The sequence below is a fragment of the Nostoc sp. genome (genome assembly GCF_036917535.1).
Taxonomy (GTDB): Bacteria; Cyanobacteriota; Cyanobacteriia; order Cyanobacteriales; family Nostocaceae; genus Nostoc.
Window position 1 is genome coordinate 49,202 of record NZ_JBALDA010000084.1, and the last position, 12,654, is coordinate 61,855.

At 43.8% G+C, this 12,654-nt stretch carries 15 protein-coding genes; 7 read left to right on the forward strand and 8 right to left on the reverse strand.

The features are described from left to right. Positions 1–122: 122 nt before the first annotated feature. The 6 genes from V7K56_RS27590 to V7K56_RS27615 form a co-directional block, all read right to left on the reverse strand. Entirely contained in the window at positions 123–281 is a 159-nt protein-coding gene (locus V7K56_RS27590) for a hypothetical protein (protein WP_334915674.1), read from the reverse strand. 33 nt (positions 282–314) lie between these two features. Then, positions 315–1,046, reverse strand: a complete 732-nt coding sequence (locus V7K56_RS27595; RefSeq protein ID WP_334915676.1) for an SDR family oxidoreductase — start codon at positions 1,044–1,046, stop codon at positions 315–317. Between the two features lie 50 nt (positions 1,047–1,096). Then, positions 1,097–1,330: an alpha/beta fold hydrolase gene (locus V7K56_RS27600; protein ID WP_334915678.1), complete on the reverse strand. Its 234-nt coding sequence runs from the start codon at positions 1,328–1,330 to the stop codon at positions 1,097–1,099. A gap of 174 nt (positions 1,331–1,504) precedes the next feature. Further along, positions 1,505–2,290: a DUF3598 family protein gene (locus V7K56_RS27605; protein ID WP_334915680.1), complete on the reverse strand. Its 786-nt coding sequence runs from the start codon at positions 2,288–2,290 to the stop codon at positions 1,505–1,507. 508 nt (positions 2,291–2,798) lie between these two features. Next, the gene (locus V7K56_RS27610; protein WP_334915682.1) at positions 2,799–2,972 is read right to left on the reverse strand and encodes a hypothetical protein; all 174 of its coding nucleotides are present in this window, start codon (positions 2,970–2,972) and stop codon (positions 2,799–2,801) included. Between the two features lie 31 nt (positions 2,973–3,003). Next, entirely contained in the window at positions 3,004–3,273 is a 270-nt protein-coding gene (locus V7K56_RS27615) for an SDR family NAD(P)-dependent oxidoreductase (protein ID WP_334915684.1), read from the reverse strand. A gap of 278 nt (positions 3,274–3,551) precedes the next feature. On the opposite strand from V7K56_RS27615, the gene V7K56_RS27620 reads away from it, so the two are divergent. After that, positions 3,552–4,430, forward strand: coding sequence for an N-acetylmuramoyl-L-alanine amidase (locus tag V7K56_RS27620; protein ID WP_334915686.1), 879 nt, complete (start codon positions 3,552–3,554; stop codon positions 4,428–4,430). A gap of 141 nt (positions 4,431–4,571) precedes the next feature. Further along, entirely contained in the window at positions 4,572–5,828 is a 1,257-nt protein-coding gene (locus tag V7K56_RS27625) for an FAD-dependent hydroxylase (protein WP_334915688.1), read from the forward strand. Between the two features lie 35 nt (positions 5,829–5,863). On the opposite strand, the gene V7K56_RS27630 is transcribed toward V7K56_RS27625, so the two are convergent. Next, positions 5,864–7,384 (reverse strand): site-2 protease family protein, encoded by a 1,521-nt coding sequence (locus tag V7K56_RS27630; RefSeq protein ID WP_334915702.1) that lies wholly within the window; start codon positions 7,382–7,384, stop codon positions 5,864–5,866. A gap of 193 nt (positions 7,385–7,577) precedes the next feature. Here V7K56_RS27630 and V7K56_RS27635 point away from each other — a divergent pair, with 193 nt between their 5' ends. Next, a complete protein-coding gene (locus tag V7K56_RS27635; protein ID WP_334915690.1) occupies positions 7,578–8,279 on the forward strand; it encodes an MBL fold metallo-hydrolase in 702 nt (233 codons plus the stop codon). Positions 8,280–8,722: 443 nt separating this feature from the next. Continuing rightward, positions 8,723–10,342 carry a Na+/H+ antiporter gene (locus V7K56_RS27640; protein WP_334915692.1) on the forward strand — a complete coding sequence of 540 codons (1,620 nt, stop codon included), beginning with the start codon at positions 8,723–8,725 and terminating at the stop codon, positions 10,340–10,342. A 608-nt stretch (positions 10,343–10,950) separates the two neighbouring features. Here V7K56_RS27640 and V7K56_RS27645 read toward each other — a convergent pair. Next, positions 10,951–11,319, reverse strand: coding sequence for a hypothetical protein (locus tag V7K56_RS27645; RefSeq protein ID WP_334915694.1), 369 nt, complete (start codon positions 11,317–11,319; stop codon positions 10,951–10,953). Between the two features lie 207 nt (positions 11,320–11,526). On the opposite strand from V7K56_RS27645, the gene V7K56_RS27650 reads away from it, so the two are divergent. Genes V7K56_RS27650 through V7K56_RS37275 form a run of 3 tightly spaced genes read left to right on the forward strand, consistent with a single transcriptional unit; the run spans position 11,527 to position 12,582 of the window. Beyond that, positions 11,527–11,799, forward strand: coding sequence for a hypothetical protein (locus tag V7K56_RS27650; protein ID WP_334915696.1), 273 nt, complete (start codon positions 11,527–11,529; stop codon positions 11,797–11,799). A gap of 2 nt (positions 11,800–11,801) precedes the next feature. Then, positions 11,802–12,314: a hypothetical protein gene (locus V7K56_RS27655; protein ID WP_334915698.1), complete on the forward strand. Its 513-nt coding sequence runs from the start codon at positions 11,802–11,804 to the stop codon at positions 12,312–12,314. Positions 12,315–12,351: 37 nt separating this feature from the next. Beyond that, positions 12,352–12,582 carry a transposase family protein gene (locus tag V7K56_RS37275; RefSeq protein ID WP_442940196.1) on the forward strand — a complete coding sequence of 77 codons (231 nt, stop codon included), beginning with the start codon at positions 12,352–12,354 and terminating at the stop codon, positions 12,580–12,582. Positions 12,583–12,654: the final 72 nt, after the last annotated feature.

Here is a 12,654-nt window from a genome sequence, read left to right on the forward strand (position 1 = left end):
CTTGTAGAAGATAGGTTTGGAGAGAGGTTAAAACTGTACTGCACGCCAGTGAGAAACGCTATATTCGACCTACTTTATTATTTTCCCAAATTGTGATATTTTTGGCAGCTTTTATTCTGAAGTTAGGTAAAAGCGCTTTGGTGAGTGTAGGAGGTTTCAGGAAAGCCGTGCAGCAGGACAACAGGCTTACCTGACCCAGCCGCGATGTCATGCAGCCGAATGCCATTAACTTTGACTCTGTGATGACTCACCTGTAGCTTAACTGCTTCAATGCTTGCCATGATTCGCTCCTTAGATTCACTTCCTGTATTCTGTCAAATCAGACTGCGACCGATGCTCGCTCCACCATCGATAAATAAGGTTTGTCCTGTGATAAATGCTGCTTCCTCAGAACAGAAGAACGCGATCGCCGCTGCAACCTCGAAAGGCTGACCGAACCGTCCCATCGGTACCATGCTGGAATAGAGCTGTTCTTCTGGACTACCTGGCAAAACTTTCTCATGAAACATTTCCGTGGCAATCGTCCCCGGCGCGATCGCATTCACTGTGATGCCAGTGGTTGCTAGCTCCAATGCCCAACAGCGTGTCAAACTAATGACTCCAGCTTTCGCTGCTGAATAACTCGTGCGATTGGAGAACCCCAACGCCGCGAGGCTAGAAATGTTCACAATGCGTCCCCAGCCCGCTTGTTTCATCGTCGGCAGCAACGCTTGTGCGAATTGCACGGCTGAACGTAAATTGAGATCCAAGACAGTGCTTAAATCCTGCAAATTGATGTCTTCTAAGGGCTGCAACTGACTTAAGCCAACATTATTGATCAGTCCCGTAATGGAGTAGCGATCAACTAACTTTGCTAGCACAGACTGCGTTTGCTCAGGACTGGCAAGATCGACAGTGATAAATTCGCCAGGAAACGGAGACTTCGGTAAATTGCGAGCCATGCCAATGATCTGGTGTCCTTGCTGCGCTAAATAATCAGCCGTAGCGCGTCCAAGACCTTTGCTTGCACCTGTGATCAGGATTGTCCGAGGCGTTTTAGATTGCATAAGTCATTCGTATTCATTAGTTCGCTGTGTCAAGGTCGGCATTGTTGTTTCTAGCTGGTCGATCGGATCTCGTTTTCTGACTCGCCTTGACCGGGAGTATCTAGCGCAATTACCCGAAAATCAAGAGCTAGCAGCGGCATAACTCTGATAAAACTACGAGAAGAAAAGTAAGTTTTGTGCGTGAGTACCAGTGCCGGACCATTGCCAGCCGTCCGGTAATGCACTTGACCCCACGACCTATCCACAAAGCCTCTTTTAATTTTGATTGCCTGTTCTTGAATCATCTTTTATTAGATAAAACAAAATCAATATTATTGGTATTCCACCGCTCTTGGTTAGTAGCGATCGCCAAATTGGAAAGTTATATCCTGATTTTACGCTGATGAATTTTGGGTGCGTGAAAGACACGCAAAATCATTACTTTCAGAAAAACTATCCGAACTATTGTTTCCATCTGATTAGGATTCGTAGATTTGAAGCAAAAAGCGACTAAACTCGGAATTGTCAAAGTAGCGAATTCCACGGAACAGCTTGTTTGGAGTCGCCTGCCAATCGACAATCAGATCCATGACGCTCTTGCTTTCAATCCTCAAGGGACAACTAATCGAGCCACCTGGCAAGTGAAATATCTGATTATTGCCACCTAAATTTTCCAGGGGTTGCCATGCAATTTCCTCTGGAGAGGATGTGACTAAATCGGGGGTTATCTGTTTGACAGTCCCCTGCCAAACGCCGTCAGGTTGAATCACACCAGAAGCTGGAAGCGCTTCTAGAAAGCTGTCTAATTGCTCAGAGATCGCTGTCATGTGCTGCAACTCACCGCTTTTTTTGTAAACAGCTGTGAGGCTCGTCCTTTTGTTACCATGCGTGAACCCTGTTTCAAAGAAGGGAGTAAAGGGAGGATCATCTGTGATTTTTGCAATTCCCCAGGAAAAGCTGTTGTCTAGAAACAAAACGACAAAGTGATGCCCGTTAAAAGATAGACCTGCACTAGTATAAGAACCAGCATTTTGTAGTTCAGTCTTTCCATCAGAATAAGTGTAGTAATTTTGCTGAGTAATCTGGCTACCATCTTTACTGAGGTGGAAGGAGCGAATACACTTGAAGGAGTCAATTAAGTGTCCTTCTGGCGAATATTTAGTCCAGATACCATGCCAGTCGCCTACATGATAGCGGCAAAAATTATTCCAATTTTGGAGCTGATTCTCCCTTTGAGCAAAATTATCAATGGATTGAGATGTCATTGTGTAAGTCTCCTCGCTTGCAAGCTCTAGATGAATAAACGACAGTGTTCATTTGAACGCTGTTAGTCGCGCCCTGCCACAATAATCTTTTCGGCTAAACCGACTATGTACATTGAGCATGATTGACGTTTTTGTTCGCGCCTTGGCCATACCCGGCAATGGTGGGAGCAAAAGCCTGATGTCCTTTCGCTTCTAGATCAGGACTTACGCATAGGTAACGGAAAAACAAACCACAGAGTACACAGAGGACAACCGAGTAATGAGGGGTTGAGAGGTTTTTTGCGTAAGTCCTATAGATGTTGGATGACTGCTTTCTAAGCAGAACCATCGTGCCATGAACCAAAATAAAAGTTGACATAAAATGACTCCTTATAAATACGGTATGAAAATTAAGCTTGTATACATAGAGTTGTGCTTTGTGCAAAAGAAGTTAGAAGTATGATAAACCACAATGGTAAGCGAGCATCGAGTGACTGAAACACTTGCAGTAGGAGTATCCTAAAAACAGTCAGCAGGAAAATAACACTTGAAGCGATCGCAAAAAGATATCTGCCAAGGCAGATCGTGGTTTAGCTTGCTGTGACTCCACCATCGACAACCACAGGTTGTCCGGTGATGTCGAAGGAGATAATTCTGGAACCCTACCAACTAAACCAGCTACCGACGAAGTATTGACAATCACGCCTGAACCTTAAATGAGCATCTGTTGGATCTCATACTTCATGCACAGAAATAGTTCCCGCACATTGTATTGCCATCAAATCCTCCACGGATTGTTCGTGCAGTGGTTTGGTAGGACCCTCAGTCCCAGCATTGTTGAACGCACAATTGAGTTTGCTGTAGGTCGCGATCGTTTTCTGCACCAAAGCTTGAATGTCTGCTTCACTAGACACGTCTGATTGCACAAACAAGCACTCTGCTCCAGCATCGTGAATCAGCGCCGCAGTTTCTTTGCCTTCTGCTTCGCGTCTACCTGAGAACACCACTTTTGCTTTGGCAGCACTAAATGCGTAGACGCGAAGCGGCTTGTCGGAGACATCGCGGTTGCTCTGCCAATTCCTCTCAAGACAGAGGAAGCATCTAAAACAATTACTTAGGATTCCAATATATACTAATAGCGTATATTTGACTAGAATTAAGGTATTATAGCGATTATTATTTGGATATCATAAGTGGTAGGGGTTTACAGAAGTACGCCTCTACGACTGACACGCCAGTTTAGTTATAAATTAATATCTACGGTTTTACGGGTATTAGAAAAATGAAGTTTACAGACTGGGTGACTAGAGTGCTACTGATCTGGCTGATGTTCGCCACTCTAATTGTAGTACTGCTAATTGGACGAGCAACAAAATTACACAACAATCCGACAATATCCCGTACATCCAATTCACAGGTTACAGCTTTCAGTCAATATCCCCAAGCGCAATTCCAATCAGCAAAAGAGCCAGAGAATAAATTTCAAAATGTTATCAAGTCTCCAGTCAAGACTAACAAATCTGTAGCAAGGTATGTAACCACTCAAGCTTTTGCACAGTACAGACCTAATTATCAAGTTGCTTCGGTTGATCCAAGTAACTATGGAGAACGGTACGTTCAAGATGTTAACGGCGTAACTCTCCACAACCAACCGATTATCGTCCTCCATGAAACTGGTTATTCTGCTTCCAGCGCAGTTAATTTCTTTCAAGTAGCCCATACTGATGAAAGTGTGCAAGCAAGTTACCATGCTTTAGTCAAGTTAGACGGAACAGTGGTTTATCTAGTACCGCCAGAAAAGCGGGCTTTTGGTGCGGCTAACTCAGTATTTGAGAGTTCCGAGGGAGTGGAAACTGTGCAGACTAATCCGAATTTGCCAGCGTCTGTGAATAATTTTGCTTATCACGTCTCTTTAGAAACACCGCCAGATAGTTATGACGCTAGCAGCCAACAAACCCATAGCGGCTATACGGAAGCTCAATATCATTCTCTTGCTTGGTTAATTGCTCAAAGTCAAGTTCCAGATCATCGCATCACTACGCACCATTTAGTAGACCGTTCTGGTAAAAAAGTTGACCCGATAAATTTTGATGGTCAGAAATTTCTCAGCTTACTTAATACTTATCGTCAGGTTAGACCAATCTATCGAGTCAGTAAATAATTTGTAGAGACACGAAAATTCGCACAGACGCGAAAATTCGCGTCTCTACAAGGGTTGTGGATACAATTTTGAGTTGTTAACTTGCTCAAGAAAGCGCGATCGCGTCAAAATAAGAGTTAGACGCTGTAACCTAACTTAATAATGACCCCAACGCAGCTTGAGCAAATTTCCCCTCAACCAATACCGCCAAATGAGCGGGGATATGAATATGATTTGGTAATTGTCGGCGGTGGGATTATTGGGTTAACTCTAGCCTCTGCTTTAAAAGATTCTGGCTTGAGTATTTTGCTAATTGAGGCGAAAGTCGCATCAGTGGCGGTAGCGAAGGGACAAGCTTATGCAGTTCATCAGCTTTCATCGCTAATTTATCAAGGAATTGGCGTTTGGGACAAAATGTTGCCGCAAATCGCCAAGTATTGCCGAGTTTGCCTTTCAGATGCCGATTATCCCGATGTGGTGGAATTTACCACAGATGATATAAATACAGCAGAATTGGGTTATGTGGCGGAACACCAAGCGCTGTTGCAGCCGTTGCAAGATTTTGTCCAAGATTGCCCCAACGTGACTTATTTGTGTCCGGCGGAAGTGGTAAATACGCAATACCACCAGAATATAGTCGCCATTGATATTAAAATTACCGATCAACTAAAGACAGTCAAGAGCAAATTAGTTGTAGCAGCAGATGGATCGCGATCGCCAATTCGGCAAGCGGCTGGAATCAAAACTTCGGGCTGGAAATATTGGCAATCTTGCATTGTCGCCTTTGTCAAACCAGAAAAACCCCACAATAACACGGCTTACGAAAGATTTTGGTCTAGCGGCCCTTTTGCGATTTTACCTTTACCGGGGAACCGTTGCCGCATTGTCTGGACAGCTCCCCATGAAGAAGCAAAAGCTTTGTGTGCTTTAAATGACGAGCAATTTTTGGCAGAACTAAGCCGCCGCTATGGCGATCAGATGGGGAAACTGGAATTACTAGGCGATCGCTTTGTTTTTCAAGTGCAACTGATGCAAAGCAATCGCTACGTTCTTCCCCGACTGGCATTAATTGGTGACGCGGCACACAATTGCCATCCCGTCGGCGGACAAGGTTTAAATTTGGGTATTCGGGATGCCGCAGCTTTGGCACAAGTAATTCAAGCCGCGCATAAGGCGGGTAAAGATATTGGCGATATTCAGATTCTCAAAGGTTATGAACGCTGGCGCCAGCTAGAGAATCTGACAATTTTAGGTTTTACCGATTTGTTAGATCGGATGTTCTCTAATAATTTCTTCCTTGTGGTGGTGGTTCGTCGTCTGGGTTTATGGTTTTTGCAGCGAGTACCTATATTAAAAGTATTTATGCTGAAATTGATGATTGGCTTAAAGGGGCGGACTCCAGAATTAGCAAAACGATAAGGCTTGAGAAAGCGATCGCTAATATGTTTACTTGATTAAATTTGCAAAAAGTTAGCGATCGCCTGCGGTAATGGCAGAATAATTACAATCAACAAAGCCATTGCCAGTAACCCCCAAACGTCACGTTTGTTATCCAATTCAGTGACATCATTCAGTGCCGGTTCATCAATCAATGGCATAAATAATAAGATAATCGCCCACACCAAAAATTCTTCCCGAACTAAAGAAAGTAATAGTAACAACACGCGAGCAGTTTGACCAATTGCGATCGCAGTTCGTTGTCCAAACATTGCATGGACAATGTGACCTCCATCTAATTGTCCCACAGGCATTAAATTTAAAGCTGTAACAACTAGTCCTAAAAAACCTGCTACTGCAACTGGATGCAAATCGAGGGCTGATTTTGCTGTTAACTGACTTCCCAAAGCTAACTTCGAGAGTATAGCCAGTAAAATTGAATACTTGGGATTGAGCGCATCAGGATTTAAAAGTCGGGTTTTTTCAGTCAGGGAAACTATATCAGAATGAGCCAAACCCCATATTAGTAATGGCAAGGTGACAACAAAACCTGCAAAAGGCCCAGCGATACTAATATCAAATAAAGCTTTACGGTTGGGAATGGGACTACGCATCTGAATAAATGCGCCAAATGTTCCCAAGAAGAAAGGCACGGGAATAAAGTAAGGCAATGTCGAGCGAATCTTGTAGAATCTAGCTGTCAAATAATGCCCAAGTTCGTGAATGCCCAAAATAGTCATCAGTCCTAAAGCATAAGGCAATCCCTTGAATAAAACATCTGGATTAGATAGAAGCTTAAACAAAGATCCAATATTCCAGATAGGCGGCAGAGTAACACCAGCATTTTCCAATCCCACCAAGGTAGTAGTGATCAAAGTAGCTACTAGCAGCATCAGCGCTAATCCTGGTCGAGTTAATCGTTCCTGGTTGCGTCGTGGTGTATTTGTCTGTTTCGCAGCTTGAGTGTTGGGAACCAGGACAAAGAAAGGTTTGCCATTGAAGCCTTCTTGAAAAATCAGTAAGAAGCGATCGCCAAATTGTGCTTCAATATTAGTTTTAATCTGCTGGTAAGCGTTGCTAGGTTTAGTTCGCAACTGCCCCCGGCAAATCACAGATTGTGGTCGATACTCAATATTTTGAACGTAGTATACAGACCAAGGAAAACAATTTCGCAGTTGGGTTTCCTCCCTTGGTTCAATAGGACGCACTATTGGTTCTGGGGTAGGCTGGATAATCGGCTGTGATTCTGAGGCTTGGGTTTGGGCTTCGGTCTGTGTATCTCTTGGTACTTGACGCCCCCATTGAAACAACACCCAGTACAAGACTGTGCAGACAAATATCGACCAGAGGATCAGCTCTGGTGGTGGAGATTGTTTCGGTCCGTAAATTAGCGTCCACCCACTCAACAGAAATGCTGGTGTCATTAAAACCAGCCACAACAACCATACTGGTGTGCGGGTGATGCGAGCAACGCTGCGCTGCACCATTAGATAAGTAGCTAGCCCCAGCAGGAGGATAAACAGAAACCAAAATGCCATGTTATCTTCAGTAATTTTGACAAAACGCCCCACCAGTAGCTTCAGCACCATAGCATTAACTACAAGGCAGACCTCAAATCCCAATTTTTTTCACAACGGTTAACAGTGCTGCTTAACGCTCAAGTTTCAATTCTTGAGAATTTCCGCACTGTAATCAAATTGTCTACAACTCCTCAGTTTCGGTTCTTTGATTATGTGCCCTTTACCTCAACAGCCAAGTCATACAACTAAGCCGCCACGGGCTGTCTTCGCTGACGAAGTTCTCAGCGCAGGTTCTCTGCAATCGGACTTCGCACAAGAGAGCATTTTTGCCTTTCCACCCAATCGGGACACATTAGGGGGAACCTCTTATTTTATTGTAAGAAATGAAGGCAATATCCTCATAGATTGCCCTGCATTAGAAAAAACAAATCAAGATTTTTTGCGATCGCATCAAGGCGTGCGTTGGTTATTTATCACCCATCGCGGCGCTATTGGCAAGATTGCTGAATTTCAGCAAGCCTTTGGCTGCGAGGTGCTGATTCAAGAGCAAGAAGCATATTTATTACCAGGCTTAACCGTAACTACCTTTAGGCAAGAATTTACTCTTGATGCCGCGACACAAGTAATTTGGACACCAGGGCATTCTCCCGGCTCATCTTGTCTCTACTACAGTGAACTTGGGGGTATATTGTTTTCTGGTCGCCATTTACTCCCTAATCAGTATGGTCAAGTAGTACCATTACGGACAGCTAAAACCTTTCACTGGCCAAGGCAAATTCAGAGCCTTCGATTATTGTTAGAACGTTTTACACCAGAAACTCTCCAATATATCTGTCCTGGAGCTAATACAGGCTTTCTTAGAGGTAAGCGTTTTGTACACAGTAATAGCCTTTTCAGCCATTACTCTCTTTAAAATGCTCACACAATGCTCATTTCTACTATTTTCAGCATTTGAGCATAAATAATTGACCACCATATTCTCTGCTTTCGTCTAATCCAGTGACGATAGCCTGCCGCTTTATAGCTGCGGCACTTCGCCACCCAGTGACGCAAGCTATAGCAGTCGCCAAAGCCGTTAGGACAGTTCGTGGGAAACGCGCCTTCAACAGGATACTATGTGATTTTATTGCTGTCCTAAGCTCCCTGTCCGTTGCTATACATCCAGCAATCGACTACCACACTTGGCGACTACGGCAGACAATATGACTTCATCTACCTTATAAGTCACAGCAATGAACGGAACTTAAACATTTTTCGGTCAAAACAAGCGTCAAACCCTTGTAGGGAAAGGAAAATACACCAAATACTCAAAAAAGCTTGAAAATAGCTGTAGTCTAACACTTCAACATTCACTTGATGCAAGGCATTTTCATTCAATATATTTGCCTGATCTTGATCATTCTCGGACTGGTCATGATCGCCGATAAGCTGCGATTGGCTTACCCGATCGTGCTCGTATTGGGCGGACTCGCGCTGAGTTTCATTGCTCAGTTTTCAAATATCACCATTAATCCAGAGCTAGTTTTCCTTATGTTCCTTCCGCCCCTGCTTTATGAAGCTGCGTGGCAAGTATCGTGGAAAGAATTCAGGAGATGGCGAGGGCTAATCATCGGGTTTGCTTTTCCCATCGTTATCTTAACGTCGTGCGTGATCGCAGTTGTCTCAAGCGCGATCATTCCCGGTTTTACTTTAGCGCTGGGCTTTCTTTTGGGTGGCATTATCTCTCCGCCTGATGCCGTTTCCGCGACGACGATCATGCGGCAGGTCAACGTGCCGAAATCGCTGGTCAGCATTGTCGAAGGCGAAAGTCTGCTTAACGATGCCTCGTCGCTGATCGTGTTTCGCTTTGCATTGGCAGCAGTCCTCACCGGACAGTTCCAATTTCATCAGGCAGCCGTCAACTTTGTTCTGGTTATTTTAATCGGAATCCTAATCGGACTCGTTGTCGGATTGATTTTCTACGGCATTCATCGTTTATTACCCACAACCTCCAGCATCGAAATCGTTTTAACACTGGTTACGCCCTACTGTATGTATTATTTTGCCGAACACTTCCATGTTTCGGGCGTGCTAGCGGTCGTCAGTGGTGGACTGCTCTTATCCAGCAAGCGCAATAGTTTGCTGAGTTATCAAAGCCGGGTTGAGGGTTTAAATGTATGGAATAATCTGGTCTTTGTCTTGAACGGGTTGATTTTTTTGCTCATCGGACTCGAATTACCGTTTGTGACTCGGCAGCTTGGTAACATTAGTTTAAGCAGTGCCGTTTGGTATGGATTGATCATCGCTTTCGTGCTGATTGTCACCAGGCTGCTTTGCACTTTAGGAACTTCTGTTTTGATGAGAGTCATGAGCCGTTTTATCCCGGTGTCAGACCCAAATCCAGGATGGAGAGGTCCGTTAATTTTCGGCTGGACAGGAATGCGCGGTGTGGTATCGCTGGCATCCGCACTTTCCATCCCGATCCTCACTCAAGCAGGACAGCCGTTTCCTTACCGCGACCTTATTCTTTTTATCACGTTTATCGTCATTCTAATCACCCTGGTTTTTCAAGGATTAACGCTTCCCTGGCTGATCCGCAAAGTGAATCTCAAGGATAGGTTCACGCTCATCCCTGAACAGCAGCAGGAGATCATCATTCAAAAAAAATTAGCACTGGCTTCGCTTCGATTTCTGGAAGAAAAATATGGTGGAGAGCGTGCGCGAAACGAACACTTGGATAATCTGTTCTCGAAGCTCGAAATCGATCTGAAGTTTTTTGATCGCGAACTCGAAGAATCAAATCTCACTTGGCAAAACTCATTAAAAGAATATCAATCCATTTACCTGGAAGTGCTAGAGCGACGACGAGAGTTTCTGAACAAAATGAATCGTCGTGCCGAGTTTAATGAAGAGTTGATCAGGAAGTATCTTTTATTGACCGACGTGGAAGAATTCAAAGTCCGGGAGATAGGTTCACAGGAATCCGGCACCGAGTAAGGAGAGATAAGCAACAACACCAGAGGAAAAGTCGCCATCACGGGCGCGAGTAACGGTTCGGGCCAGACAACGCTTTATTAAGGTATTTTTCTAAGAACTTTTGATAAAATGATGCCAGCATTATGATAACGGTCTTGGTCAAATTACGAGACCGTTCTTTTTTACCACGAAACACATCTCCATTCCAGGGCTGCGGGTTATAGATCGAGCTTATCAACACCTTGCCTCTCTAGATTTACCAGCTTTGCTGCGGATACAACCTTTTTAGAGGTAGCAGGACTTGTAGCTACCACAAGGGTAAAATTTTGTGAATATTATTAACAGGACTTACGCACAGGTAACGGAAAATCAAACCACAGAGAACGCAGAGAACACAGAGGAATAAGAGTTAGAGAGGTTTTTTGCGTAAGTCCTAATTAAAATAAATCTTTGGGCTTGGGTGATGAAAAAGGGTTGTGTAACTCAATGGATGGGCTTCGTACCTCAGCCCATCCTACCGCACTTGAGTGCAAACCCCGGATTTCTCACCACATCTCTCAAAACCTGCGCCTCTGCCCCTCTGTCCCTTCTTCTCCTCAAGCTTGTAAGAAATGCAGGAAACGACATTCTTATCTCAGTTTGCAGCTTGCAGTAAGTTCTACATTGTAGAAAGTCCCTGATTTGGGATTAATTGAACGCAATTCCTGAATAAAATTATTAAATATTGCATTGCTTGTACCGAAGCCAGCTTCAGCACAAGCAGATAAACCTCCTTCGATGGGAATAGATCCGACTCTGGGACTATATACAATGAATTTATCGACGGTGCTAGTGCCGACTGCAAACCCGATAACTTGGCGAATTGTTCGCAAAGCGGCATTATCTAAGGGGCCACCAATACTGCCAATACTGATATTAACTGCACGATTTTCAGCAAAGGCTGGCGCAGTAATTGACAATACTGCCCCGACAATCATTAAACTGGCGAACTTCTTCATTTTTCTCTCCTCCAAAAAATTGAAAAACTAATAATTAAGTTTCGACATGGATAAAGTACATTAGAGACTTTGCCATGTAAGGTTTTTAGTTATAGTGTTATATATTACTGGTTTTACTTTTATTCCCACTATAGTATTGCCTATTTCGTCAGGTAGCGATCGCGTACTAGCCGAATAATTAGTAACATTAAAATATTTTCGTGTGCAATGAGAAGACCTGGATTTATTGAGCGTTATCACCTGTGGACAGAAATCCAAAAAGAAGCATCTGAAAAGATCAAGGCTGTTGTTAAAGAACAAAATCTACTGTTGATTCGTACCGCTTGGTCAGACCAGCATGGCATTGTTCGCAGCAAGTCGCTCTTACCTCAAGCGTTTTTGGGCGCCTTAGAAAACGGTATGCAAATCAGCACAGGGACATTCCTGTTTGATACTGGTGGTGCAATAGTATTTAACCCGTTTGTTCCTGGCGTAGTTTAGATATGCTTTTGATGACAGGTGTGCCAAATCTTGTGGCTGTTCCTGACCCTGATACCTTCAAAATTCTGCCTTGGGCAAAACGTACTGGCTTTATTCTCTGTGACGAGTACTTTCAAAATGGTCAGGCAATGCCCTTTTCCAGTCGCGGTATTTTGCGCCAATCATTGGTAGAGTTACATCAAAGAGAGTTGGAGTATATTATCGGCTTAGAAGTTGAGTGGTATCTGGCAAAGTTAGAAGATCCGATGTTAGCGATCGCTAATGTTGGTACTTCTGGAAAACCTGGTGAATCTGCACTAGTTAGCGCTGTAGACCATAGCTTCCAATACCTTTTAGAATCACACAATCCAGAGATTCACGATTTGCTATGTGTTCTGGCAGAAAACTTAGTTGAAATGGGGTTTCCTTTAAGAAGTGTAGAAAACGAAGGAGGTGTTGGTCAATTTGAATTTACCTTTGACCCGATTCCGGCATTGCAAGCTGCGGATACAATAGACCTCTTGCAAAAGTCCTAAATGCGTGGGACAAGTAGATTAGAGTTGGGTAGCATCTATGACTTACGAACAAGTAAAGAACCTGAAGTCAGAGGACTTTAAACGCTTGTGTAGTGTACGTCCAGATACTTTTAACGAGATGGTAGAGGTAGTGCGATCGCACAGTCAGGCAAAACAAAAAACAGGACAACCGGGGAAATTAAGTTTAGAAGACCAATTGTTGATGACATTGGAATACTGGAGAGAGTACCGTACCTACTTTCATATACAGCAGATTGCAGGTTTATGAAGTACAGTAACAACAGTCTGTAAACCAGTTTTTTAGATGTTTCGGATTAATCAAATCAAGAGCCGTTGCAAT

Coding starts and splice junctions, on each gene's coding strand:
- V7K56_RS27645 (WP_334915694.1), bottom strand. CDS start 11,319: ATGAAGAAGTTCGCCAGTTTAATGATTGTCGGGGCAGTATTGTCAATT.
- V7K56_RS27640 (WP_334915692.1), top strand. CDS start 8,723: ATGCAAGGCATTTTCATTCAATATATTTGCCTGATCTTGATCATTCTC.
- V7K56_RS27655 (WP_334915698.1), top strand. CDS start 11,802: ATGCTTTTGATGACAGGTGTGCCAAATCTTGTGGCTGTTCCTGACCCT.
- V7K56_RS27650 (WP_334915696.1), top strand. CDS start 11,527: ATGAGAAGACCTGGATTTATTGAGCGTTATCACCTGTGGACAGAAATC.
- V7K56_RS37275 (WP_442940196.1), top strand. CDS start 12,352: ATGACTTACGAACAAGTAAAGAACCTGAAGTCAGAGGACTTTAAACGC.
- V7K56_RS27620 (WP_334915686.1), top strand. CDS start 3,552: ATGAAGTTTACAGACTGGGTGACTAGAGTGCTACTGATCTGGCTGATG.
- V7K56_RS27600 (WP_334915678.1), bottom strand. CDS start 1,330: ATGATTCAAGAACAGGCAATCAAAATTAAAAGAGGCTTTGTGGATAGG.
- V7K56_RS27595 (WP_334915676.1), bottom strand. CDS start 1,046: ATGCAATCTAAAACGCCTCGGACAATCCTGATCACAGGTGCAAGCAAA.
- V7K56_RS27635 (WP_334915690.1), top strand. CDS start 7,578: ATGTGCCCTTTACCTCAACAGCCAAGTCATACAACTAAGCCGCCACGG.
- V7K56_RS27630 (WP_334915702.1), bottom strand. CDS start 7,384: ATGGCATTTTGGTTTCTGTTTATCCTCCTGCTGGGGCTAGCTACTTAT.
- V7K56_RS27605 (WP_334915680.1), bottom strand. CDS start 2,290: ATGACATCTCAATCCATTGATAATTTTGCTCAAAGGGAGAATCAGCTC.
- V7K56_RS27625 (WP_334915688.1), top strand. CDS start 4,572: ATGACCCCAACGCAGCTTGAGCAAATTTCCCCTCAACCAATACCGCCA.
- V7K56_RS27590 (WP_334915674.1), bottom strand. CDS start 281: ATGGCAAGCATTGAAGCAGTTAAGCTACAGGTGAGTCATCACAGAGTC.